The 24820-nt window shown below is 50.5% G+C and carries 19 protein-coding genes; 10 read left to right on the top strand and 9 right to left on the bottom strand.

The annotated features are described in order from the left end of the window. Window positions 1-205 precede the first annotated feature (205 nt). Window positions 206-2269, bottom strand: a complete 2064-nt coding sequence (locus tag GmarT_RS06155) for a carboxy terminal-processing peptidase (RefSeq protein ID WP_052301293.1) — start codon at window positions 2267-2269, stop codon at window positions 206-208. Between the two features lie 428 nt (window positions 2270-2697). After that, window positions 2698-3309, bottom strand: a complete 612-nt coding sequence (locus tag GmarT_RS06160) for a TetR/AcrR family transcriptional regulator (protein WP_149302486.1) — start codon at window positions 3307-3309, stop codon at window positions 2698-2700. A 369-nt stretch (window positions 3310-3678) separates the two neighbouring features. Between GmarT_RS06160 and GmarT_RS06165 the strand changes: the two genes are divergently transcribed. Next, entirely contained in the window at window positions 3679-5376 is a 1698-nt protein-coding gene (locus tag GmarT_RS06165) for an aldehyde dehydrogenase family protein (RefSeq protein WP_002649517.1), read from the top strand. 39 nt (window positions 5377-5415) lie between these two features. Next, on the top strand, window positions 5416-7755 hold the full coding sequence (locus GmarT_RS06170; RefSeq protein WP_149302487.1) for a parallel beta-helix domain-containing protein: 2340 nt from the start codon (window positions 5416-5418) through the stop codon (window positions 7753-7755). Window positions 7756-7783: 28 nt separating this feature from the next. Here the strand turns inward: GmarT_RS06170 and GmarT_RS06175 are convergent, their stop codons facing one another. From GmarT_RS06175 to GmarT_RS06195, 5 genes are all read right to left on the bottom strand, one after another. Then, the gene (locus tag GmarT_RS06175) at window positions 7784-8719 is read right to left on the bottom strand and encodes a GGDEF domain-containing protein (protein WP_002649515.1); all 936 of its coding nucleotides are present in this window, start codon (window positions 8717-8719) and stop codon (window positions 7784-7786) included. A 251-nt stretch (window positions 8720-8970) separates the two neighbouring features. Continuing rightward, window positions 8971-10374 (bottom strand): hypothetical protein, encoded by a 1404-nt coding sequence (locus GmarT_RS06180; RefSeq protein WP_002649514.1) that lies wholly within the window; start codon window positions 10372-10374, stop codon window positions 8971-8973. Between the two features lie 54 nt (window positions 10375-10428). Then, complete coding sequence (gene dxs, locus GmarT_RS06185; protein WP_002649513.1) at window positions 10429-12342, bottom strand: 1-deoxy-D-xylulose-5-phosphate synthase; 1914 nt, start codon at window positions 12340-12342, stop codon at window positions 10429-10431. Further along, window positions 12342-13238 (bottom strand): polyprenyl synthetase family protein, encoded by an 897-nt coding sequence (locus GmarT_RS06190; RefSeq protein ID WP_002649512.1) that lies wholly within the window; start codon window positions 13236-13238, stop codon window positions 12342-12344. Before GmarT_RS06190 ends, dxs begins: the two co-directional genes overlap by 1 nt. Before the next feature lie 48 nt (window positions 13239-13286). After that, a complete protein-coding gene (locus tag GmarT_RS06195) occupies window positions 13287-14492 on the bottom strand; it encodes a M20/M25/M40 family metallo-hydrolase (protein WP_002649511.1) in 1206 nt (401 codons plus the stop codon). A 343-nt stretch (window positions 14493-14835) separates the two neighbouring features. Here GmarT_RS06195 and GmarT_RS06200 point away from each other — a divergent pair, with 343 nt between their 5' ends. The 8 genes from GmarT_RS06200 (at window position 14836) to GmarT_RS06235 (ending at window position 22603) form a co-directional block, all read left to right on the top strand. Further along, entirely contained in the window at window positions 14836-16062 is a 1227-nt protein-coding gene (locus GmarT_RS06200) for an SGNH/GDSL hydrolase family protein (RefSeq protein ID WP_002649509.1), read from the top strand. Between the two features lie 362 nt (window positions 16063-16424). Next, window positions 16425-17654, top strand: a complete 1230-nt coding sequence (locus GmarT_RS06205) for a Glu/Leu/Phe/Val family dehydrogenase (protein ID WP_002649508.1) — start codon at window positions 16425-16427, stop codon at window positions 17652-17654. Between the two features lie 83 nt (window positions 17655-17737). Continuing rightward, entirely contained in the window at window positions 17738-18262 is a 525-nt protein-coding gene (locus GmarT_RS06210; RefSeq protein ID WP_002649507.1) for a Crp/Fnr family transcriptional regulator, read from the top strand. Window positions 18263-18492: 230 nt separating this feature from the next. Next, window positions 18493-19758 (top strand): glutamate-5-semialdehyde dehydrogenase, encoded by a 1266-nt coding sequence (locus tag GmarT_RS06215; RefSeq protein WP_002649506.1) that lies wholly within the window; start codon window positions 18493-18495, stop codon window positions 19756-19758. A 75-nt stretch (window positions 19759-19833) separates the two neighbouring features. Then, window positions 19834-20883, top strand: a complete 1050-nt coding sequence (gene fliM / locus GmarT_RS06220) for a flagellar motor switch protein FliM (protein ID WP_002649505.1) — start codon at window positions 19834-19836, stop codon at window positions 20881-20883. Between the two features lie 428 nt (window positions 20884-21311). Further along, on the top strand, window positions 21312-21512 hold the full coding sequence (gene rpmI / locus GmarT_RS06225) for a 50S ribosomal protein L35 (protein ID WP_044240451.1): 201 nt from the start codon (window positions 21312-21314) through the stop codon (window positions 21510-21512). 79 nt (window positions 21513-21591) lie between these two features. Beyond that, complete coding sequence (rplT, locus tag GmarT_RS06230) at window positions 21592-21948, top strand: 50S ribosomal protein L20 (RefSeq protein ID WP_002649502.1); 357 nt, start codon at window positions 21592-21594, stop codon at window positions 21946-21948. Between the two features lie 322 nt (window positions 21949-22270). Further along, a complete protein-coding gene (locus GmarT_RS06235) occupies window positions 22271-22603 on the top strand; it encodes a hypothetical protein (protein ID WP_044240447.1) in 333 nt (110 codons plus the stop codon). Window positions 22604-22629: 26 nt separating this feature from the next. Here the strand turns inward: GmarT_RS06235 and GmarT_RS06240 are convergent, their stop codons facing one another. Continuing rightward, the gene (locus GmarT_RS06240; protein WP_002649499.1) at window positions 22630-23079 is read right to left on the bottom strand and encodes a hypothetical protein; all 450 of its coding nucleotides are present in this window, start codon (window positions 23077-23079) and stop codon (window positions 22630-22632) included. A gap of 218 nt (window positions 23080-23297) precedes the next feature. After that, a complete protein-coding gene (locus tag GmarT_RS06245) occupies window positions 23298-24563 on the bottom strand; it encodes a PQQ-like beta-propeller repeat protein (protein ID WP_002649498.1) in 1266 nt (421 codons plus the stop codon). Window positions 24564-24820 lie beyond the last annotated feature (257 nt).

The following is a 24820-nucleotide window of genomic DNA, read 5'->3' on the forward strand; positions in this document are numbered from 1 at the left end:
ACCTGAAAATGAGCCAGAGACGCAGAAAACCAAATTGATTATAGCGGATCCAGTGACTCGGATTCCATGCAGAAGTGGACCAGTCAATGGAATGTTCAATTTGAACTACTGCTGAGAGTCGGCTGAAACACCTGAATAAAAAAACTCCGGCCTCTGAAATGAGAGACCGGAGTCAAGGGGGAGTCAGTAAATTCCTGAAGCAGGATTAACGCTGAACGGTATTCATGTTCTTGAGTACGTTCATGTAATCGACAGTGATATTCAGGATTTCATCGTTGTAGTAATCCTTTTTGAAGATCTCCTTGTCGGCTGCTTCTTTCTTTGCTTTTTCTTCTTCTTTTTTCTTGTCTTCCTTCTCTTTTTCTTTGTCGCTGGACAATTCTTTGCGTCGAGTAACTTCATTCAGAGAGATGGTTTTCTGGTTTTTCTTCTGCAGGTATTTGTCGATCTCTTCCTGCGTTTCTTTGAATTCCTTGTCAGCAACAATCCGCTTTGAACTGGACTGTTTCAGCTGATCCAGAATCTGTGGATTTACCATACCGACAGGAGCAAACTGAGCGACCTCGGTCTGATCGAATTCCATGGCATCATCCAGGAAGGATTCGCCCAGATCCATATTGTCGATCAATGAAGGCAGTACAATGTCAGAGCGAACGCCCCGGTTTTGAGTACTGTCGCCGTTGACGCGATAGAACTGGTTGATTGTCAGTTTCAGTGCTCCCAGGTCCTGTCCACGCAGGAATGAGAACATCTGGTTGCTGACGGGCATCACATTCTGTACGGTCCCTTTACCGTGCGTGGTTGTGTCGCCGATAATCAGTCCGCGTTTGTAGTCTTTGATCACGCCTGCGAAAATTTCAGAAGCGGATGCGGAAAGCCGGTTACAAACAACGACCAGAGGTCCTGTGTAGACCGCACCTGGTTCGACATCACTGTGAATTTTTCGTTCGCCGTCCATCTGTTTAACTTGAACAACCGGGCCTTCATCCACAAACAGGCCTGAAACTTCGATGGCTTCGCTGAGTGCACCACCACCGTTGAATCGCAGATCGACGACGACACCATCGACGCCACCCTGGTCACGGAAGTCATACAGGACTTTACGAACATCGCGAGCGGTACTTTTGAAGTTTTCATCACCCCGCTGTGCACCACGGAAATCGCGATAGAAAGAGGGAATGCTGATGACGCCGATGCGGCCGGTTTTACCCGGAAGTCTTTCGCCGGTTTCAATGATTTTGCCTTTGACTTCCGATGTGCTCAACTCGATTTTTTTGCGGGTCAGCTCATAGGTTTCAACGGCGTTATTCTTTTCTTTTTTGACTCGCAGTTGCACGATGGTACCGCGTTTTCCACGGATATACCGGACCACCTTGCTGAGTTTCATTTCGACAACATCAACAAAATCGCCATCTTCCTGAGCCACGGCGACGATTTTGTCACCTGGTTTCAAGCGTCCGTCGGCATCAGCGGCACCGCCGGGTACGATTTCGGCAACCACTGTGAAACCGTCTTCAGATCGCAGGGCAGCACCGATACCGTCCAGGCTGAGCTCCATGCTGATCCGAAAGTCTTCCAGTGTCTGGGGAGACATGTAGCTGGAGTGAGGATCAAAACAGTGAGTCAGAGAGCTCAGATACATTTCCAGCTTTTCCGACTTTTCCGTCTGAGCCATGGTTCGCAGGTTGTTACGATAACGTTTGTGTAACTGCTCGCGTGCTTCTTCGAGCTTGGTATCTTCCAGAACCAGGTTCAGCAGATCGTATTTGACACGCTTTCTCCAGCGTTCATTCATCTCTGTCTGATCTTTGGCAAAGTCCTGTTCCTTGGCGTCAACGATGATCGATTCATCAACGGTGAAGTCGTGATCTACGTCGACCAGTTGCTGAGCATATTCCATCCGTTCCTGAAGACGCTTCAGGTACAGATCAAATGATTCATAAGCGAAGTTGACATCACCAACTGCCAGTTTGTCGTCCAGCTGGGTTTTGTCTTTTTCGAATGCCTCAATATCTGATTTGTAAAAATACAGCTTTTGTGGATCGAGTTGTTTGATGAAACGCTTCATCAGTTTCTGAGAGATTTCATCATTGATCGGTTTGCCGCTGATATGGAAGCGGCTGACCATCGCACAGACCCGTTTGGCTGTGGTTGAATCACTGGCTGAATCAGAGACAGTAGCCTGCTGCGCGAAAATCGCGGTTCCCAGAAGGAGAACCATACAAAGACTGAGAGCAGAGGCTGCTTTTGAGGGAGGATTTAACTTCATAAGTTTCGTCCGTTGCTTGGATTTGAAGTGATATAGAAAAAACCGTTAGTGAGATCTGAAGCGATCCAGAGTCTCACTAATGTCAGCCGCTTGATATTATAGGATCAGAGAAAACAGAACAAGATGACATTTCCAGGACCTGCTTTTCTCAACTGTCTCTCAGTGATCGCTTTATGCTGAAAACGAGATGAAAAGACTATTCCGAACTTTCCAGAGTCCACTAGAAATTATTACGTCTGTTGACTGTCAGACGTTGGTATTTATTCAAAGGAATTCCGAATGAGGGGTTTCCTTTGGTAAATCATCGACCTGGAATCCGGGGATCTGAGATTGAATCGGGTTCGGGTTGTTTTTTGCTGATTTTCTGTAAGTTTTATATCTACAGTGGTTTAGGTGCTGATGGGGCAGGTCGTTTCGCACGAAATTATCTAAGAAGGCTGCATCAGTCTGGTGAGAGCCAGCAGGCAGTTGTTCCATAGTACCTGAAATTCGTCGGAGTCGACTTTGTGGCCGGAAATCAGTTGGGCCAGTTGTGGCAATGTCGCGGGGAAAAAGACCAGAGCCGTAAAAATGAGCATCAGACAGACAGGGTCAAACTCGTCAGAGATGTCACCTTCCGCCTGCGATTGTTTCAGCCGATCAATGTGGTTCTGATAGTACTCTCTGCGCCAGGCATTATCGATCAGCGGTTCCCCCTGATTTTGCTGCGCTTCGTTGAGCAGAACCCGCACATAATTCTGGTCGCGCATGTTTTCTTTTACATAGAATTGCAGGACCTCGGAAATCTCTTTGGGGATTTTTTCGACGCTGTCGTTTCGCTCTTCGAGTTTGCGTTGCAGGGCTGCTTCGAACAGTCCCTGTTTGTCGTTAAAATAGCGGTATATCAGCGATTTATTAAATTTCGCCTGCCTGGCGATCGCTTCGATCCGAGCGCCATCCACGCCACGTTCTGCAAATTCAGCGATGGCCGCCTTGAGGATCGCGTCGTGTGAACGGATCACTTTCTTAGGCGGAATCTCCTCGGCTTCAGTCGAATTCATAGTGGCTCCAAGTGTATAGGGAATCTGGAGTATAGCTGCAGCAGATTGTGAAGGGAAGAAGCCTCAGTGTCACAACAGAATTTCCAGCCGTGAAGCAGGACGACAAATTTTTCAGATTTTTGTTGAACTCAAGATTGGGGGGGATTAGGATTCAGTTGGTTGTAACGGTATCGTTACCAGATGTCCGTGCCTTTTGATGAAAAAGTGCCTTCCATTTCGATTCAGTATAATTCGCGGAGTGGTATTCCACCGGTTAGGCAATAAACAGTTTATACTGTAGCGTCTCAAAGGTCATTTGGTCCGAGTACAGTTAGATCCAGAGACACTCTGGTTAATTGTGACGCGTCCTGGAGTCCTAATCCGGTTCGAGTGGGGGACACGATCCTGCATCAGCAATACGCGACAAATAGCGACCAGTCTAAGCTGGATCAGGCTTTGGATGAACTGGCAGCAACCAGCCGGTCAGAGGCTGGTCTGTCTGTTGCACGCCGAATCGAATTGACAGGGCAGTGTCTCTGTTGTCTGTCCCAGGTTGCTCGAGAATGGGTCGATCTGGCTTGTGAAGCGAAACGGATACCAAGGGAGAGTACAACCTGCGCAGAAGAAGTGCTGGCAGGGCCGGTATCGGTGGCCCGGTTCCTGCAGGTACTGCTACTCAGCTTGAAATCGATTCAATCTGAGGGACAGCCACGTTTACCGGCATCACCGAAGGCAAAATCAGGGGAACAGATTCGCGTACCGGTGTTTCCGACCTCGGGAATATACGATTCTCTGGTGTTTTACGGACTGTCCGCAGAAGCCTGGTTGCCTGAGGACATTGGTGCGGAGACCCTGTTTGACCTGACCCATCTGGAACAGACTGAGAATTCTGCTTTGCCACTGACACTGGTGCTGGGAGCAGGTAACGTTTCCGCAATCCCCGCGACTGATGTATTAACTAAAATCCTGCAGGATGGCGAGCGGGTGCTGTTGAAGATGAATCCAGTGAATGACTATCTCAAGACTGTATTCGAACGGTCATTTACCCCGCTGATCGATGCCGGGCTGCTCAGGATTGTCAGCGGAGATGCAGCGGCAGGCGCATACCTGGTCGCGCATCCTGCCATAGACCGGATTCATATTACCGGCTCAACACGGACACATGATGCGATTGTGTGGGGCAGCGATCCGGAGGAATGCCGTGCGAGAAAAGAAAGCAACCAGCCTCAGTTGGAGATCCCGGTGACCAGTGAACTGGGCAACGTTTCTCCCTGGATTATTGTTCCCGGTCGCTATTCTGAAAAACAGTTACAGTTTCAGGCGGAAAACATTGCCGCTTCCATCGTGAATAATGCGTCTTTTAACTGTCTGGCGACCAAGGTGATTGTGACTTATGCCGACTGGCCGGACCGGGATCGATTTCTGACGATGATTGAGCAGAAGCTACAACACATTCCTCGACGCTACGCTTATTATCCGGGCGCACCCGAACGCTGGCAACGTTTTGCCGGCGCTGAACCCGATGACAGACAGTATTTACCCTGGAAGCTGATTCGCGATGCCGATCCGGTTCAGTCGTCTCATTTGTTTCAGGAAGAATCGTTTGTCTGTGTCTGTGCCGAGACAGCACTCGAAGCAGAGTCAGACTCAGATTTTCTGGAGCGAGCAGTAGAATTTGTGAATCGAGATGTTTGGGGGACCCTGTGTGCCACGATTACGGTTCCAGATGCGTTTCGCCAAACAGACCACGCGACTTTGGATCGATGTATTGGTAAGCTGAAATATGGAGCAGTGGGAATTAATCACTGGCCCGCTTTGAATTACGCATTCATGTCGACTCCCTGGGGTGGGGCTTCCGGGGCGACGCTACAGGATGTCGTCAGCGGAATTGGGAACGTACATAACACTTACTTTCTGGCGGGAGTGGAAAAAACGGTACTCTATGGGCCGTTAACCCTGTTTCCGCAGCCGGTCTGGTTTCCTTCTCATCCCAATCCGGAAGCGGTGGGCTGGCGTCTATTTGATTTATATACGAAACCATCGCTGGGCAATCTGCTGCGAACCGGATTGACGGTTGCGTTAAAATAACGAATTCATTTCAACTCATTTCTTGACAGGTTCTTTGATATGGCGCTTTATCAATGGATGACATGTTGCCGGGCAATTGCTCTGTCAGTGTTGATTCTGGGATGCAGCTTGCTGCATGTTGCTGTTTTAGCAGGTGCGGAGGAAAAGCCTGCGTTTAAACTGGAAGCATCGACTTATACCTTTTCACCCGGGCCTGAATTTCAGTTTGAATTTCAGTCGCGACTGATTCAGGCGGTTCCCGGTGATGTGCTGATTCTCAAAGCGGGCAGGTATGATTTACACTCCGGTTTAAATCTGGTGACCGATAATGTCACTATTCGCGGGGAGGGACACGAAAAAACGGTGCTCTCTTTCAAGCATCAGACCGATGGCAGTTTTGGGCTGCTGGCCAGCGGGGACAACCTGGTTCTGGAAAATTTTGCCGTGGAAGATACCAGTCATAATGCCATCAAAGTTTTAGGGGCTGAGAATGTGACCTTTCGCGGCGTGCGCACGGAGTGGACAGGAGGCCCGAAAACGACAAACGGGGCATACGGGCTTTATCCGGTGCAATGCAAGAATGTATTGATTGAAAACTGTGTGGCGATCGGTGCCGCCGATGCGGGGATTTATGTGGGACAGTCAACGGACGTCGTTGTCCGTAACAGCCGTGCCGAAGCGAATGTGGCCGGTATCGAGATTGAGAATACGGTCAACGCAGACGTGTATGAGAACGTGGTCACCGGAAATACCGGCGGTCTGCTGGTCTTCGACCTGCCCGGACTGCCTCAAAAAAACGGGAGGCAGGTCAGGCTGTTTCGAAATCGCATCTTTAAAAATAACCTGGCTAACTTTGCACCTGAGGGAAATATGGTCGCTTCCGTCCCGGCGGGAACCGGAATTCTGGTGATGGCCACCGATGAAGTCGAGATATTCGAAAATACCATCAGAGACAATCGATCGTTTAATGTGTCTGTCGTCAGCTTCCTGATTTTTGGAAAGAAGATGAAGGATCCGAATTACGATCCCTACCCGGAAGGTGTTTCGATCCATGACAATAAGATCCAGGGGGGAGGCATGGATCCGGACGGGGAACTGGGATTGATTTTGAAGTCACTGGTAGGCACCCCGTTACCAGAGATTGTGTATGACGGCGTGATTGATTCTCGCAAGCTGGTTGATGGAAAGATTCCGGCTGAGAAAAGTTTGCGAATATCAAATAACGGGGATGTTCGATTTCTGAATATTGATTTCGGGAATCTGACGCCGGTTAACATTGCGACCGGAAAATATCAACCCGAGACTGATGCGTCATCTTTCACCGGAGCACTGCCAGCGCTGAATCCGGTTGTGCTTCAACCTCATGGAAAACCGGAACCGACAAAAAATAAGGCATTACAGATCTATTATGATGCGCCGCCTAAACTGTCTGAACTGGGTTTGTTCCAGGGAAATGGCGCGACACAGGAGCCTGTGAATGATGTGATCCCCTATGAGCTGCTGACAACGCTGTTTACCGATTACACTTCCAAACATCGTTTTGTGCGACTGCCTGCCGGAGAAAAAATCCGGTTTCAGGAATCCGGGGTACTGGAGTTTCCCGTGGGCAGCATGTTAGTCAAAACGTTTTCTTACCTGAAGGATCAGCGGGATCCGGGTGCTGGTGAACGCCTGCTGGAAACACGTGTTGAGTTTCTGAAAGAATCCGGATGGTACGGATATTCCTACATCTGGAATGAAGAGCAGACAGATGCTGAACTCAGCCTGGGGGGCGGGGAAATCGATGTGTCCTGGATTCACACTGATGGCCAGGTACGATCCACCCGGCATCTGGTGCCGAATGCCAATCAGTGTATCAGTTGTCACAGCCAGAATGAAAAGTATGTGCCCCTTGGTCCTGTCGCTGCGAATCTGAACCGGAAGAATCACTATGCTGACGGAGAAGAGAATCAGCTGGCTTATCTGACGCGAAAGGGGCTGCTGCAGGGAACTCCCGCGTTGAAAGAAATCACAAAGCTCCCGGAGTTTTCAGAGCCTCGTTCGGGAACAGTGGATCAACGGGTTCGTGCATATCTGGCGGTGAACTGTGCTCACTGTCACAGCCCGGGCGGCAATGCGCGCACGACGGGGCTGGACCTGCGTTTTTCGCAGGAGGACCCTGCCCGGTGGGGCGTCTGGAAAAATCCGGTCGCTGCAGGCAGAGGCTCAGGCGGTCGCAGTTATGACATCGTACCTGGTGCGCCTGAGAAGTCGATCCTGATGCATCGTCTGCAGTCCAGTGATCTGGCAGCGCGGATGCCAAATATCGGGAACCGGGTGATTCATCAGGAAGCCGTCGATTTGATCGGACAGTGGATCAGTGAAATGCCGGTCGAACGATCCGGTTCTGAAACCCCTTAGAGCTGACAAGCTGAAGCTGCAGGAGAATTCAAACTGCCTGTTTGTGTTCGTAGGAGTGACTGTCCTGAATAATCAGCTGATTGCGGCCCTGTTTCTGCGATTGGGCCAATGCGTGTAGACCTCGTTCCAGTACCAGCTCGGCTGAATCGCCGGGAACACAATTGAGATAAGCGAGGCTGGCGGTGACGACGACTTCGGGACTGTTACTTTCCAGTCGGAAATGATGGTGGCGAATCGCGTCTCGAATCGTTTCAGCACAGATCTGTCCGGCGTCGACTTCAACTGCTGGGAAGAGGATCGCCAGCGTGTCTGATTTCCAGAGACAGATCACATCTTCGTCTCGCACGTTGTGCATGATCAGTCGCGAAAGGGTTTTCATGAACTTGATAGGAGCCATGATCCCGAACCGCTCTTTCAACTGGTCATGTTGATTCATCTGCACAAGTAGCAGTCCACTGTTATTTTCCGTAGAAGTTCCCGCCAGCAACAGCATGTCCAGATTGGCTTCGAAAGCAGAAGAATCAGGCAGCTTTAAATGCGAGTGTTCCGGCTGGAAGGCCCACTGTAAAGCCGGGAAATCCTGCGGCTTCTTTTTTTCCTGCTTTGTAACAGGCGGGGTTTTTTCCGGCTCTGTATTTTTTCGCTCTACCAGTCGATTGATCAGTGACAGCAGACTGGTGCGTTTGGAATTCAATTCCCGCGTCTGGTCGCTGGTAAGAATTGTGCCCGGGAATTTCTCGAGAAGCGAGCAGGCGGTACAGGCTGTGTCCAGCGTTTCTTTTACGTGCTGGTAGCAGTTCTGAAGATGTTTCTGCGCACGCCGAAGGTTCCGGACCGGGGTACTCTTACCGAGGGCATAGCCGGCGGCAAAACCCAGCGAGGCAGCAATCAGCAACCCCCCACCGAAACAGATCAGTATTTCGTTGGGCAGTGTTGATAATATTGTTGCGAGAACAGGTGTCATACTTCTCTTCCTGTCTGGGAAGGAAATCCGAATAGAAGCGATTGGTTTGCGAATGATTGCCTGGAGAAAAGGGAGAGTTGTAACCAGGTACATGAAGTTTAGTTCGCAAATCGAGGTGAAGTGCAGGTGAATCCCTGTTCGATCGCGAAACTCTATGACCAATTATGCTGGTCGTACGGTTTATGAGCCCGATTTGATCCTGACCGGATCACCTGCAGGTCGCGTTTGGGGTCGCGAGAGAACTGTCTGGATTATTTGCGTTTGTTACCTTCGAGGGGAGTTGCCTGGACAGGCGCTGGTTTCGGTTCGAGGAATTGCAGACTCAGCACGATATCCGTGTCTCGATTATCCAGTTCATTGATCAGTTTTTCGTCTACGGTGAAGACGAATGAGATCTGCCTGCCGGACGGTGCAGCGCACAGGTAATAAATCCATTGGACCGGGATGTCGTTGGCTTTTCCGGCAACGGTGACGCGGTGGATAAACCGTCCGTCGTCTGTGGAGAGGTTTTCTGCTTTCAGAATCTTGATGAGCTTGTCTCCCAGGGAAGAACGGATATCTTGCTGGAACTGTTCTTCGCTGGTATGTTCTCCTGGTTTGACAGTCGGGATTTTTGAGATATTGGCCTGTGAGACCAGGCTCCCTTTATCGAGCAGACGTAATACGGCAACCTGACCAGTCTGATGGAAGACATACCAGTCACGAGGCAGTAATAACCGGATATCCCACGGTGGTTCAAAGCTCAGGTATTTAGCTTCCGGACTGGTCTCCAGTGGGATCGAAGCCAGAATTTCATCGGTTAACGGGCCTGAGGCCGTCGCGACAGAGCGTGTCCAGTTGACATCAGCAGTCACTTTCATTCCCGGACTGACAGAGCCGACCGAACGTTTTTCGGTCTGCTGCAGTTCGAGTTGACTGATATAGTTGTGATCCAGGCGGAACTGCAGTTTGCCTTTGACGGTGATGGTGGTCTGCGCGCCAACGGTCGCTCCTTCAATACTGCCTGTGAAGCTGATGGTGGCCAGTTGATCTTCGACGGAATCCAGTTGACAGGTTAACTCGGATTTCAAAACGGCTTCCAGGCCGGTCAGAGACTGCAGCACCCAGCGGTCCGGAGTCCAGACTTCACCCACTTCAACATCCGATTGTGGTAATAATGCCATCACGGGCAGGCTGTCTCCCGGGGAGTTCAGCAGTTCGACTTCGGAAGGCAGGAGATGACTGTTGGGGGCATGCAGAGAGAGCCCTTCCAGAGTTCCTTCTGCCACGATGAGACGATGCTTGTCGCTGCCACGGGCATAGGTTTTCTGCCCTTGAACATCGATGGTGGCTGTCGCTGCTTCATAATATCGAAGTGAGCGAAATGCTTCTGCATCGCGTCCGGTTCCGGGTAAGCGTCGTTCGAGGTACTGAAATTTTCCATCGACGTCGAGTGCGAGTGAGCGTGCCTGCCCTGTTTTGATCGCTGTTTCCAGTTGTCCTTTCACCCGCACGGTAGAATTCACGTTGAAAGTACGTGCGTCCTGAACGGGTTCTCTGAATTCATAGGGTTCCGCGAAAGAATCATTCGCAGAGGCTGACAGAACCAATGCGACCAGCGTCAGGCAGAGAATACCGGGAATCGATGCAGAAGAAACAGAACTCAGTGAAAACATGCGGATGGCTCCGTAAATCAAGCGTCCATACTGATTGGAGAATGCGAAACGTAACTAATCGTTGATTGCCACTTTGGTCTGCTGTGCCAGTTCACGGGCTGTTGCCGTAATCCCGGCAACATCGAGACCCAGGTCAGCCAGTAATTCCTTGCGGTTTCCATGTTCAATGAAACGATCCGGGATTCCCAGTCGTTTGAGGTGACTGGTGTTTATTCCCGCATCATTTGCCGACTCAAGAACGGCAGAACCGAAGCCGCCACAAAGTGTACCTTCTTCAACGGTAATCACAAAGCCCGATTCCTGCAAAGCCTGGTGGATGACTTCTGCGTCAAGAGGCTTGGAGAAACGGGCGTTGATGACACCAATGTCGAGTCCTTCTTCACGCAGTTTTTCCGCAGCCTGGATGCAATTGGTGAACAGAGAGCCAAATGCGATCAGCATTCCATCTTTGCCCCAGACGTAGACTTCCGACTTGCCGAGTTCCACAGGTGCGACCTGGCGTTCGACTGAATCGGCGGCTGCTTTGGGGTAGCGGATTGCCGTCGGTCCATCGTGCTGCAGCGAAAATTCGAGCATGGGCTCGACATCCAAAGCGTCACCGGGGGACATGTTGACAATATTCGGAAAGCACCGCATGTAAGTGTTATCGAAGGCGCCGTGATGGGTAGGGCCGTCTTCACCGGCGATTCCGGCACGGTCCATGCAGAAGGTAACGGGCAGATTCTGTAAAGCGACTTCCTGAAAGATGTGGTCGAAGCTGCGCTGCAGAAAAGTGCTGTAAATATCGACGATGGGTCGCAGACCTGCTTTAGCCATTCCGCCAGCGAAGGCAACCGCATGCGCTTCGCAGATCCCGGTATCAAAGAAGCGGTCAGGGAAGCCATCGCGGATTTTTCCGAGCTTATTACCGGCGCACATGGCCGCTGTGAGGACGACGACCCGTTCGTTGTCAGTCATCGCCTGAAAAATCGAACTGCTGACGACATCGGTAAACGCTTTGGGAGAGCTGCTGCCTGGTTTTTCCACAGGCACGATTTCATTTTCTTCGTTCCTCTGGAACGGAGCCGGGGCATGAAATGAGACGGGATCATTCGTTGCCGGTTCAAAACCGTGCCCCTTTTCGGTCAATACATGCAGCAGGACCGGGCCTTTGATGTTCTTGATCATCTGCAGATAACCGGACAGTGATTCGATATCATGGCCATCGACAGGGCCAATGTAGCGGAAGCCCATTTCTTCAAACAGCATGCCCCCATGCAGAAAGCCTTTGACCGCTTCTTTAAAGCTGCCCAGGGTATGTTCCATGGACTCGCCGACGACGGGGAGTTTATTCAGCAGCCAGGAGACATCGCGTTTGAGGCCATTGTAAAAAGGTGCCACGCGTGCTTTATCGAGATACGTTGCCAGCCCGCCTACACGGGGACAGATTCCCATTTTGTTATCGTTGAGAATGACGAGCACATCCTGGTCCATGCCCGCTGCGTTATTCATGGCTTCGAAGACCACGCCTGAGGGAAGTGCTCCATCACCGATGACGGCCACTGATTTGCGATCTGATTCTCCCCTCAGATCATCGCCAGCCTTGAGTCCGAGGACAGTGGAAACGCTGGCACCGGCATGCCCGGTCATGAACAGGTCGTAATCGCTTTCTTCCGGATTGGGGTAGCCCATCAGGCCCCCCTTACGACGGATCGTCGATATTTGTGAGTAGCGACCCGTCAGTAGTTTGTGTGGGTAAATCTGGTGTCCTGTATCCCAGATCAGTCGATCTTTGGAGAAATCGTAAGACATGTGCAGGGCAATACAGAGTTCAACCACTCCGAGGTTACTTGCAAAGTGAGCCGAGCGGTCTTCTACAACTGTGCACAAAACTTCACGAATTTCTGCAGCCAGCGTTTCGAGTTCAGTCCCGGATAAAGTTTTCATATCAAGTGGCGACTTGATCCGTGGTAGAATTTCGATGTTCATCAGTGGTCTCGTTCTAATATAAAGTGGGCCAGTTCTTCCAATCGTTGGCCGTGGCTCCCAAGTGGGGCGATCGAGAGGCACGCTTCTTCAATTAAATTTTGAGAGCGTCGTCGACTTTCTTCAACGCCAATCAGGGAGGGGTATGTTAATTTACCGTGATCGGCGTCTTTTCGCACGCCTTTTCCCATTTTTTCTTCATCACCGGTTAAATCAAGCAGGTCATCGGTAATTTGGAATGCCAATCCTATGCAAGTGCCGTATCTTTCCAGGTTTTTCAGGGTTGCTGGGTCTGCTCCGCCAATGCGAGCCCCCATGGTCAGTGCACTGCAGATCAGGCGGCCTGTCTTACGTTTGTGAATGGCTTCCAGAATTTCGAGTGTGGGGTTTTCGAGGTGCTCTGATTCCAGATCGGCGACCTGACCTCCGACCATTCCCACAGCGCCAGCGGCATTTGCGAGATCGACACAACATGCTGCAGCACAGGATTTTACTTCGATCTGATTAGCGAGCAGTTCGAAGGCACGGGTCAATAACGCATCGCCAGCGAGGATTGCATTTGCTTCACCGAATTTGATGTGGCTGGTCGGTAAGCCACGGCGGAGTTCATCGTCGTCCATCGCCGGTAGATCGTCATGGATCAGAGAATAGGTGTGTACCATTTCGATGGCACAGGCGGCTGGTAAGGCTGTGCTCTGATCACCGCCACAGGCTTCACAGCTGAGTAGCACCAGGATGGGGCGTAAGCGTTTTCCTCCAGCAGAGAGGCTGTAGGACATTGCTGCTTTGAGAATCGGCGGGCAGTCACCCGATTGATCGAGGGCCTCTTCCAACTGGCGATTGACCAGTGTCTGCAGGTTGCTCCACATTTCTTTGAAGGGCTGGGATGAATCGCTCATTCAATCAGAGTCTTTAACTATTGTCTTGTGTAATACGTATGAGTTTTTTCAGGCTGATTCTGTCGCCGTCGCCAGCAGCAGTCCAATCTGACAGGCTTTGAGATATTCATCAATCATCAGGGTTTCACTGGTCGTGTGGATGTCCTGTTGGCCACATCCCAGTGTGACAGTGGGAAATCCATGGGCGGTCATCCAGTTGGCATCCAGACCACCATTGGCAATCGTCAGTTCCGGTTGTCCTCCCTGTTTTTCAATGGCAAGCCGCGCTGTCTGCACAGCGGGTTCCTGTTCCGGGAGGCGGAAGGAATCATATTTCAAATAGGATTCGAAAGAAACGCTCCCCTGTTTCCCTTCACTGTTTTTCACTGATTTGGCCGCTTTCAGGAAAGCCTTTTTAAACTCATCCAGTATTTTCTGGCGAAAGCGGGGATTGTGACTGCGGGCTTCCGCTTTGATGGTTAATTCGGGCATGACTACATTCGTTGCGGCTCCGCCTTCGATGACTCCAACATTACTGGATCCCGTGTTCTTGCCTTTGATTACCAGACCGTGCCAGCCATTCGTGTAGAGGTCGTCAATAGCCCGGGAGGCGATTACGGCGGCGCTGACACCGCATTCCGGATGCGCGCCGGCGTGACTGGCGATGCCTTGAATCTGGATCAGCATACCCGAGTCACCGGTTGCACCGATGCAGACCATGTCAGAGAGCTTACCATCCCAGTTGAAGCACATCCGGGGCTTTCCCAGCTTACTGGTTGTGAGCAGACGAACGCCGACCAGACCGATTTCTTCCTGAACCATCCAGCAGAAGCTGAGTGGTGGATGCGGCAGATTGTGTTCGAGAATGGTGAGCAGTGCGTTAAGTATGACGCTGCAGCCCGAGCGGTCGTCTGCACCTAATGCGGTCAGTTCACTTTTGGAATGGATCAGATCTCCTTTTTTGACCGGTTTTGCCCCCTCACACAGAGGGACGGTATCCATATGGGCCATCAGCAGGCGGCGTGGTCCCCGCATTGTGCCGGGCAGTTTGACGATCATGTTCCCTGTCTGACCACCAATCGGACTTTTCTTATGGGCAGAATCAAACTGGATCATTGTTTCAGACAGTCCCGCTTTGAGCAGGCGGCTTTTGATTTCCGCAGCGATCAGTGCCTCTTCACCACTCTTACCGGGGATTGCCATGAGCTCAGTCACGAGCTGTAACGCTTTTTTAGAATTGACTTTAATTGCAGTCTCTGTGGAATGGTTGCTCATAAGTCTGGATCACCGGTTGAGAATAGATTGAGATGGTCGATGGACAGTATCCTGTTTCGAATGATGCAAGTTAGGCTTTCACAAGAGTTTTTTCAATGCGGGTGAAGCTGAACTTCCCAGATCTGTCAGTGTGGGTATTCAGACTCATATTGCTGTAAATCAGGATCAAAATTAGAATCCCCGCTGAATTGTTGACAAATAACTGCAATTGGCCTTTCCTGGCTTCTTCGTATTTGTCCAGAAGAACAGCAGCATTTCCTGAGTTGCCTCCCGCATTGAAGACGGGGGACAACGTATTCGTTAAGTAGAATCAGCTTAAAATCTTAACATCGGTTTCTGATATTTGAAGATCATCCGCTCACCTCTGCGCTGGCTTAAGCATATTACGCTGGCACTGATTACTCTCATCCTGTTAGCGGTTGGGAGCGAGGTGGCGCTGCGCGTTGCCGAATATCGAGATCAGGATTCTGTCCGTAGCTATGATTCTGAAGGGTTTCTGATTCCCTCCGACGTGAGTTATCACCGCATCCGGCCTTTGCAGGATGTTTCCCGCAAACATCCTGATACGGGAGAAACAATTCAGTTTTCGATCAACAGCCTGGGGCTCAGAGGGGCTGAACCTGCGATCCCTAAGCCTGCGGGGGTCTTTCGGATTCTCTGCCTGGGAGGCGAGACGGTTCTGGCTCCGGAGATGTCAGACGAGGATACTTTCTGCTCCCGACTGGAATCGCTGTTACAGAAGCAGACCGAACTGAAAGTAGAAGTCATCAATGCCGGCGTGCCTGATGCCTGTCCCCTGATGTCGTATCTGCATTTAAGACATTCCCTGCTGGGGCTGCAGCCCGACCTGATTCTATTTCATTTTGACATGTCCGATGTTGCCGACGATCATGCATTGCGGCGTTACACACAGATCAGTGATGCCGGGGTACCTTTGTGCTCGATGCATCCTCTGTTTGAGAAGATGCATGAACCGGAACGACTGGAGAGTCACTTCTTCGTCTATCGTTATACACTTCGCTGGCTCGGCGATTACTGGGTGGAAAATCAACCAGCGGGTCTGGATCGTGATATTGATACGCCTCAGGGAAAATATCTGTGGCTGGAAGATCATCCCCCCGACTGGTCAGTTTATGTCCGGCAGACCCTGGAGCCCATTCAAAATATTCAACAGATTGCTCAGGGGACTTACTCGCGTTTTATCATGGCATCCTATCCCAAACCATGGCAGGTATCTGAGACAGCGATGGGGGGAGAACAGGCCCGCGCACAACTGGGAGTTCGTGCCGGTGTGACTTATGGAAGCCGCTTTCCGTTTGAACTGCTGGAGACGTATTCCCGACAGATCAATCTTTCCTTCTGTGATACCTCACGCACTTTTCAGAGTATCCAGGATCCGGATCGATATTATCTGCAAAATGTGTCTCAGTTTTCACGTGAAGGCCATGCCTTATACGCTCGTGAACTGGCTCTGTATATTCTAAAGGAAGTCCCGGGCATCTGGTCTCGCGAAGTTCCTTCGCAGCTTGAACCGCCGGCCGATCGACAGGCGTTGGTTCCCTTACGTTAAAAGTGAGCCTGGCTCTGATGCCGGGTTATGATGGATGTATCGATTATTCAATTCCGTTTAACAGTTTGTCTAGTGGCCTTTTATTTAACAGAATTTTATCACGGAGCGCAAATCTGAGGGGAAGCTCTGATTTCGGTTTCGAAGTTCAGATTCTCTGATTTTCAAAGACTTTAAGTCGTAAATGTGACCTATCTTTTCAAGTATGAAGAAATCTTAATTATTTGACCAGGAAATCGCTTTCACGATGAATCGAAAATCAGTGGCGAATCTTCTGGAATTATGATTTCAGTTAACTACGCATCGTATCAGTCGGTTCCCTGGTTTTTCAGATCTCAGCTCGCAGTGAGACAGGACAGGATGTAATGAGTTCTTACGAAACAGCATGTCGTTATTTTTATCAGGCTTCGCGCCAGGTCGGTTTGTCGAAGAATATGCAGGATCTGCTGCGAACCCCGGAGCGAGAAGTCAAAGTCGAAGTGGCTATTGAACGGGATAATGGTGAAATCGCGACCTATATCGGCTATCGTGTGCAACATGACAGTTCGCGTGGCCCCATGAAAGGGGGGTTGCGTTTTCACCCGGAGGTCAATGGAGATGAAGTGTTGGCGCTGGCCTCTTTGATGACCTGGAAGACGGCTCTGGTGAATATTCCTTACGGCGGTGCTAAAGGGGGGATTTCGGTAGATACCAGTCAATTGTCCCAGGGGGAACTGGAACGGGTCACCCGTAAATTTATCGATAAGATCTATGATGTGATCGGGCCTCTCAAAGACATTCCGGCACCGGATATGGGAACGAATGCGCAAGTGATGGCCTGGATCATGAATCAGTATGAAAAATACCGGGGATTCAACCCGGCCTGTGTCACAGGAAAACCGCTGGAACTGCATGGCGCCGATGGTCGTGAAGAGGCCACCGGCCGTGGGGTGGCGATGGTGACACGGGACACACTGGATCATATGAAGATTGATGTGACCGGAGTGACTGTCGCAATTCAAGGGTTCGGCAATGTGGGCAGCTACACTGCTCATTTTCTGGATGAATTGGGGGCCAAGATTGTCGCTGTGTCTGACGCCAGCGGCGGAATTTACTGTGCTGATGGAATTAATATTCCCAAACTTATCGAATACACTAAGGACACAGGAGCCGTCAAAGGATTTCCGGAAACGGAAGCCCTCTCGAACGAGGAACTGCTCACATCCAATGTGACCGTACTGATTCCCGCTGCTTTGGGTGGGGTATTGACCAAAGACATCGCTAAGGAAGTCAAAGCGAGATGCATTATTGAAGCTGCCAATAATCCGACTGTCCCGGAAGCAGACGAAATATTCGATAAAAACGGAGTCATCGTGGTACCTGATATTCTGGCCAATGCCGGGGGCGTGACGGTCAGTTACTTCGAATGGGTTCAGAATCGTCAGCATTTCAGCTGGGAAAAATCCCGCGTACGGTCGGAATTAGATCGTATTATGAATGACAGTTTTAAACTGGTCTGGAAGATTGCTACTGATAAAAAAGTGTCTCTGCGCGTCGCCGCCTATATACTGGGAATTGGACGGGTAGGGCGTGCCACCGTTCTGGGAGGCATCTGAAATCCCGCCATTATTTTTCGTGAAGTTCAATTCGGACCGAGATTCACATTTATTTCACACCTGACGCTTGCGAGGTAACTAATATGATATCCACAGAGGAACTGATCAATGATTGTGTTCTGTTTCAGTCTGTAACACCGGCTGAAATGGAAGAATTGCTCTATTACTCTGAAACGGAAGAGTTTTCTGAAGGGGCACGAATTCTGGACGAAGGGAATTCCACACGCTATCTCTGGGTCATAAAGAGTGGTTCCTGTGAGGTACGTAAGAAACTGGCCAATGGAAGCGAGCAGACTCTGACTAAGTTGAGCCCACTGTCGGTGTTCGGCGAAATGTCGTTTTTCAAGCCTGCTCCTCACTCAGCGAGCGTGGTTGCTTTGTCCGATGTGGAAGTCGTGCGGATTCCCGGACGCGAATTCGATCAGATGCTGAAAGACGGAGCCAAAGGCGCTCAGAAGGTTGTGTTCAATACTGTGCGGATCATGTCGGATCGATTGCGGATGATGGATAAATGGTCAGCAGAAATGGCGGAGAGTTGTGGTTCCCGCACCAGAAATGCAGAATGGCATGACTTTCGGTCGAAATTATACTCAGACTGGAAGTTTTAGCCTGAAATCGAGTCAGAATCGACGTTTGTGATCCCGCGTTGACACATTTCGACGGATATTTGATACTGCGGTATGTTGAACACAGTCGATCAGGCCATTAGCCTGTGGCGGCACGGCGCGCACCTCCCGGTCGCATCTCGTGTCCTTTTATCAGAGAACTGCACGTGTTTTACGTACCAGGATGGTCGATGAACACATTTACCATCTACCCGTAATCGATTAAGAGTAACATGACAGAATTAGACCTGGCTCAATATACAGAACAGCTGGCATCTCAGGCACGAGACGCCTCGCGGAAACTGGTATCCTCAAACGGGAATCAGAAAAATGCCTGGCTGCGCCGCATGATTGAGCTGATTCAAGAACGAACACCCGAACTGCTGGAAGCAAACGCCGCCGACATCAAACAGGCACCTGAATATGGCCTGACGGAGGCTTCGATCGATCGGCTGCGACTGACCGAGACCCGATTGCAGGGGATTATTACGGCTCTGGAAGAGATCATCGCGTTGCCGAATCCGATTGGCGAAATCATCGACAGTAATATTCGTCCGAACGGTCTGCTGGTGACACGCGTAAGAGTCCCGCTGGGCGTTGTCTTTTTTATCTATGAATCACGCCCTAATGTGACCATCGATGCGGCTGCATTGTGTGTCAAAAGCGGAAACGCCGTGATTTTGAGGGGCGGAAAAGAAGCATTACACAGCAATATCGCATTCTATAAGCTGTTACAGGAAGGCCTGCGTGATGTCGGGCTTCCCGAAGAAGCAGTGCAGCTGGTTGAAACGACGGACCGCGAAGCAGTGGGACATTTTCTGAAACTGAGCGAATACATTGATGTGACGATACCCCGTGGGGGAAAAGGTCTGATTGAACGAGTGGCCCGCGATGCGACAATGCCTGTTATCAAGCATTTTGATGGCGTCTGCCACGTGTATCTCGACAAATCGGCTGATCCAGAGCTGGCAGTATCGATTACGGTGAACAGTAAATGTCAGCGTCCCGGTGTGTGCAATGCAGCGGAAAGCCTGCTCGTGCATACTGATATCGCCGATACAGTTTATCCACGTGTCGCAGAGGCGCTTAAGAAGCAGGGAGTCGAACTGCGCTGCTGTCCGCGTTCATTGGAACGGACACCGGGGGCAACAGCGGCGACTGAAGAAGATTATGGCACGGAATACGGGGCCAAAATCATCTCCGTCAAAATTGTGAATCACATGGATGAAGCGATCCGACATATTCATCAATATGGATCGGGGCATACCGAGTCGATTGTCACGACAGAGCTGGCGGCGTCTGAGAAGTTCACAACACAAGTCGATTCGGCGGCAGTGATCGTGAATGCCAGCACGCGTTTCAACGATGGAGGAGAGTTCGGACTGGGAGCGGAAATCGGGATCAGTACCGATAAATTTCACGCACGTGGTCCCTGTGGATTAAACGAACTGACCAGTTATAAATATGTAGCCCATGGAGCAGGGCAGATTCGAGAGTAGCAGTTAGATCAATGATTGAAATCCCGTCGCGGGCAGCCTGCTCTCGCCGTGTTTCAATTTTCAGGGAGGCCAGGGATGGCAGACGTACTGAGTCAAAATGAAGTCGAGTCGCTCTTATCGGCGTTAGATCCCTCTGCGAGCAGCGGCGGTGGATCGAGCCGTCCTGCGACGCGCAATACCGACTTCAATTCCCAGATCAGTATCTATGACTTCAAACGTCCCGAGCGTGTCAGCAAAGAGCAGATGCGGGCATTTCGCGCGTTGCATGAAAGCTTTAGCCGTGAATTTGGTGCCGCCCTCAGCGGGATGTTGCGTTCCATCATTGAAGTCAAGCTGATCAGTGTAGACCAGTTGACCTACAGCGAATTTGTATTCAGTCTGGAGAACCCGACCTGTTTTAATCTACTTGAGTCCGAAACGCTGGACGGGCATATTATTCTGGACATCAGCCCGTCGATCATCTTTCCCATCATTGACCGGTTACTGGGGGGGGATGGGCATTCGCATGGTGCCTACCCGAATCGGGCGCTGACCGAAATCGAAATCCGCCTGGTTTCCCGGATTACCGGGCTGGCCATTGAAGGGATTGAATCGGCGTGGAGTAACTTGTGTGACTGGAAATTACGGGTCTCACAGGTCGAAAGTAATCCTCAACTGGTGCAGATTGTACCACCCAACGAAGTGATCGTGCTGATTTCTTTCGAAGTCACGATGGGGGAAACGCGAGGGATTATCAATCTCTGTATTCCCTTCAATACGATTGAGCCTCTGTCTAACAAATTGACCTCCGATACCTGGTCTGCTTACAAGAAGAAGTCACCGGATTTGAGACAGCAACTGAATCTGGAAGCGAGTGTCTCTAAGTCAAAAATTGCGATGCGGGTCGAACTGGACAACAGTAAATTGACGGCGGGTGAAGTACTGAATCTGGCTGTGGGTGATGTCATCATGTGTAACAAGGGGAGTGCCCAGAGCCTGACGGTTGAGCTGGAAGGTTCGCCGGTCTTCACTGCTTTTCCGGGAGTGTATAAAGGACATAAAGCCATCAGTATTGAGAAAATGCTGGCAATTCCCCGGGACGTGATCGAAGAACGTCTGAAAAAATCGGATGCAGCGACAGGATAAAACGATCGGTTTTTGCGGGATGATCCCACACTGTACTTCAGGGATGAATTGTAGTAGACTTTGAAGATCAATGGTAATCTGAGATGTTTTCAGCTTGCCAGATCTCATTATTGATTGAACGATCATCGGTCAGCCGATCGGGATACACCGGTTTTCAGTCAATCCGTCATTTTTTCTACGAAGTCACCGGGTTTTTAACCCCGTTTCGGTGGAAAAAGTAACGTGAGGCTGATTATACTGCCCGATCAACCTCCCTGTTGAAGTTCCGTCTGTACTGTTTGATGGACAGATGTGTTCTTCCTGGTTGAGGATTCTGCGTGAGAAGAATGCAGAACACGTAGAGGAAATGACTCTGGATTGAAGACTGGATCTCTGTTTTCTCAGAGGCAGCCCGTGTCTCTGAAACGTTTACGAAGATAGAAAATAAAATGCCTAAGCAAAAGACACATAAAGGAATGAAGAAGCGGTTCAAAATTACTGCTTCTGGTAAAGCCAAGCACAGGAAAGCATTTCGCGGTCACATTCTCAGTAAAAAGAGCCCCAAGCGAAAGATCAGACTTCGCGGTGATGGTATTGTGACAGGCGCGGAAGCAAAGCTGATTGTGAATGCTCTGCGTCCCAGTTCATAACTTTGCCGAGATCCCGGCTACTTAAGCTGGAGTGTGTGCTGACAGAATCAATATTTAACATCACAGTTGGAAAGTAATAATGCGAGTTCGAAAAGGTGCAGCTCGACGTCGAGCCAAGAAAAGACTGTTCAAAGAAGCCCGCGGTAATGTTGGTGGTCGCAGTAAACTGCTGCGAACCGTCAAAGAAACCCTGATTCGTTCCCGGGTGTACGCCTACCGTGACCGTCGCGTTCGCAAACGTGAATTCCGTGCATTGTGGGTGACTCGAATCACTGCTGCCTGCCGCGCACGTGGGACGAATTACTCCCAGTTTATCAATGGTTTGACCAAAGCGGGAATCACTCTGAATCGTAAATCGCTGAGCGAACTGGCAATTTATCAGCCACAGATCTTTGATGAGATTGTGAAAGCTTCCCAGGCTGCTTTAGCAGCATAAGTTCTGAGTCGTTTGACTGCTCAGTTCAGAGACATAAAATCTGCCAGGTCTGTTCGATGAAACAGACCTGGTTTTTTTACGTACCGGTCTGATATCTGTCAGAATGGGGGATATAGGATCTCTCAAATTGCAGTTCGCCCGAAAACAGGAATCTGTTATATTACGAGTCGAATCTGTCGGGACTGAGGCAGGTTTCATTTCAGAAGTAATTCCCGATCAGGGAGGCAGGGATTAGATGCAGACAGGCGTGGAATCAGCTCCGGGATGCAGCAGGTGTAGGCTACACTGGCTGATTGCGCTGTCGTGCTGTCTGGCGAGTTTCATGAGTTTGTCTGCGTGCACCGGCTTCAGGTCGGTTGTGCCGGCCCCGCTGGTCTTCGAAGAGCAGTCGGCAAAGATCCTGGAGCTCGCGCCGCTGGGAACTCCCAAAGAACAGGCTATCCGTCAGTTGAACGATGCGGGGATTTCGGGCGATTTTGCTTCCAGTCCTTCGATCTATTATTGTGATCTGTGGCAGCGGGAAGATGGCAGTCTGTGGCATCTCAATGTCGCTCTATTGTTCCAGGAGGACGGCACACTCTATAAAACCCGACCGGCACAGGCCGATGTCAGCTGGGAAAAAGACGCCTCCACCACGCAGCAGTCGGAGCCTTGATTCCTTTATAAAGGCAAGTGGACCAGCTATTGATCCACCGGGTCTGCGGGTTTCTCGAGCAACTGGATGTGTCCCTTGCAGAATTTGCAGGCTGCCACTGTACCCAGGTATTTGTGGGCTATGCGCAGTTCCTGTCGGCAGTGCGGACAACTGGTATAGAAGCCCTGGGAGATGGCTTTGCTGGCATCGATTTTCAAGGCTAAAGGGGCCTGGCAGAATTTGCAGGAGACCTGTTTTCCCAGGTATTTTTTATGGACGCGTAATTCTTTACGGCAGTCCGGGCACTGGAAAAAGTATCCGACCGGATAAGCATCGCAGCAGACCGCCAGCTCTTTCAGTGGATGGAAAGCGGGAATCTCTACTGTATCGTGCTCCAGGTCATCATTGAGCAACTCACGGCAGGTTTGACAGTGTACCAGATTTGCAGGCATGTCCTCCCCGCATTGCGGGCAGGGGCCACCGGGCCAGGCGGGCATAATAAATCCTTGTTTTTCAATTCAGTCAGTTTTCAGGTTGCTGAAGTTTTGAGATGGCCCGTTATCTCGGTTGAGGTTTTACTTGATCATTAGAGATTCGTAGAGATTACTGGGAGATGAGCTTAATCGTTTAGAACTGTCCTCATCTAAAGTATAGCAGATACTGGAACAGTTTGAATCAATTTTTCCAACGTTCCGCATCTCTTTCCGCGTGCAACTTATTTTTGAGGTTGCAGGCAGTACAGGTGTTTAAAGGTCCGCAGAAACATCTGGCCATTGGCGACCACCACGGTCGCATGGCTGGGGTCTCCGAGTTTGACTTTTCCATGTGATTTAAACTGGGGAGAGGCTTCGATCATGGCAAGATCACCATTTTCATTGATGCAGTACAGGACGCCGTTAATGCAGACGGGAGAACTGCTGAAGTTTCCCTCAATACGTTCGGTCCAGATGTTTTTCTGAGTGGCCAGATCGACACAGCTGACGACGCCGGCATCACCCCAGAGATAGAGATGTCCTTCGTAGACAACCGGAGTCGGAACGTAAGGAAGTTTGGTGGAACGCTGATACTTGATATGGCTTTCTTTGATATTACCTGAACCGGTAGGGTCTACGCCATACAGCAGTTTGCCTCTGCCGCCCCCGCCACAGGTAGCAAAAATCAGGCCTTCGCCATACACGGGGGAAGAAACAGTTCGCTGCGGAAATTCTCCCGTAGTCCAGTTCAGTTTCCCTGTTTCCGGGTCGAGGCTGCTGACGCCGGTTGCACCACTGACACAAATCAGTTGCGGTCCCGTATTGGGGTGATTGATAATGATGGGGGTCGCATAGGAAGTCCGACGGACCTCCCGGTCTGCCTGCCAGACTGTTTCGCCGGTCAGTTTATTAAACGCGGTGACAAAACTGGGGCCCTGTTGGTCGTTGGTGGCGATGACCAGGTCTTTATAGATGATGGGAGAGCTGCCATGTCCGTGCTGGCTCATAAAGGCGCCCAGGTTGCGTTCCCAGATTTTGTTCCCTTTGAAGTCGTAGGCGATCAGCAGATATGACTCTTCATCCGCAAACTCGACATACACGTGTTCTCCATCGGTGGCGGGGGTACTGGAGGCCCAGCTTCCCTTGCGATGTTTATGGCTCTTTTTAAGTTTCGTTTCCTGTCGCCACTTTTCTTTTCCGGTTTTGGGGTCGATGCAGAACAGGTAGCGGGTTTCTCCTTCATCGATGGCGGAAGTGACAAACAGGTTGTCTCCCCAGACGGACGGTGAAGAATGCCCGATTCCAGGCAGTTCCATGTGCCAGGCGTAGTCTTTCTCGGTCCACTGCAGCGGGAAGCCTTTTTCTTCCGAAATGCCTGAACCGTCGGCTCCTCGAAAGCGCGGCCAGTTTTCTGCGTGCAGTGAGGACAGAACGGTAAGAGAGCAGCATACAATCAGCATGATCCGCAGGGGGTGGGTAAAACGGCGGTTGGAAAGTAGTCTGTTCATGGGAGATTCTCGTTTGAGGCAGGATGTAATTCAGATTTCACACAATTAGCTTGACGAATTTTATGTTCTGGTGCAAGTTAATTGAATATAATAAATGTCCGGGCTATCGTAAGTAAATAGGGCGTACTGATTTCGGCAATGTTTGCGGGGCGGGTGCCTGTTGGCTCTATTATGAGGGATCACGTTCGCTGGATTTACCGCAGTGGAACCAGTCCTGTGTCATCATACATGCATAATTCTGAAAAGAAAAACTCAAA

The organism is Gimesia maris (genome assembly GCF_008298035.1).
In the GTDB taxonomy this organism is placed as follows: Bacteria; Planctomycetota; Planctomycetia; order Planctomycetales; family Planctomycetaceae; genus Gimesia; species Gimesia maris.

Bases quoted from the DNA above. Each gene is read 5' to 3' on its own strand.
- GmarT_RS06245 (WP_002649498.1), bottom strand. From the start codon at position 24,563: ATGAACAGACTACTTTCCAACCGCCGTTTTACCCACCCCCTGCGGATC.
- GmarT_RS06215 (WP_002649506.1), top strand. From the start codon at position 18,493: ATGACAGAATTAGACCTGGCTCAATATACAGAACAGCTGGCATCTCAG.
- GmarT_RS06190 (WP_002649512.1), bottom strand. From the start codon at position 13,238: ATGAGCGATTCATCCCAGCCCTTCAAAGAAATGTGGAGCAACCTGCAG.
- GmarT_RS06180 (WP_002649514.1), bottom strand. From the start codon at position 10,374: ATGTTTTCACTGAGTTCTGTTTCTTCTGCATCGATTCCCGGTATTCTC.
- dxs (WP_002649513.1), bottom strand. From the start codon at position 12,342: ATGAACATCGAAATTCTACCACGGATCAAGTCGCCACTTGATATGAAA.
- rpmI (WP_044240451.1), top strand. From the start codon at position 21,312: ATGCCTAAGCAAAAGACACATAAAGGAATGAAGAAGCGGTTCAAAATT.
- GmarT_RS06195 (WP_002649511.1), bottom strand. From the start codon at position 14,492: ATGAGCAACCATTCCACAGAGACTGCAATTAAAGTCAATTCTAAAAAA.
- GmarT_RS06155 (WP_052301293.1), bottom strand. From the start codon at position 2,269: ATGAAGTTAAATCCTCCCTCAAAAGCAGCCTCTGCTCTCAGTCTTTGT.
- rplT (WP_002649502.1), top strand. From the start codon at position 21,592: ATGCGAGTTCGAAAAGGTGCAGCTCGACGTCGAGCCAAGAAAAGACTG.
- GmarT_RS06235 (WP_044240447.1), top strand. From the start codon at position 22,271: ATGAGTTTGTCTGCGTGCACCGGCTTCAGGTCGGTTGTGCCGGCCCCG.
- GmarT_RS06160 (WP_149302486.1), bottom strand. From the start codon at position 3,309: ATGAATTCGACTGAAGCCGAGGAGATTCCGCCTAAGAAAGTGATCCGT.
- GmarT_RS06210 (WP_002649507.1), top strand. From the start codon at position 17,738: ATGATATCCACAGAGGAACTGATCAATGATTGTGTTCTGTTTCAGTCT.
- GmarT_RS06205 (WP_002649508.1), top strand. From the start codon at position 16,425: ATGAGTTCTTACGAAACAGCATGTCGTTATTTTTATCAGGCTTCGCGC.
- GmarT_RS06170 (WP_149302487.1), top strand. From the start codon at position 5,416: ATGGCGCTTTATCAATGGATGACATGTTGCCGGGCAATTGCTCTGTCA.
- GmarT_RS06175 (WP_002649515.1), bottom strand. From the start codon at position 8,719: ATGACACCTGTTCTCGCAACAATATTATCAACACTGCCCAACGAAATA.
- GmarT_RS06240 (WP_002649499.1), bottom strand. From the start codon at position 23,079: ATGCCCGCCTGGCCCGGTGGCCCCTGCCCGCAATGCGGGGAGGACATG.
- fliM (WP_002649505.1), top strand. From the start codon at position 19,834: ATGGCAGACGTACTGAGTCAAAATGAAGTCGAGTCGCTCTTATCGGCG.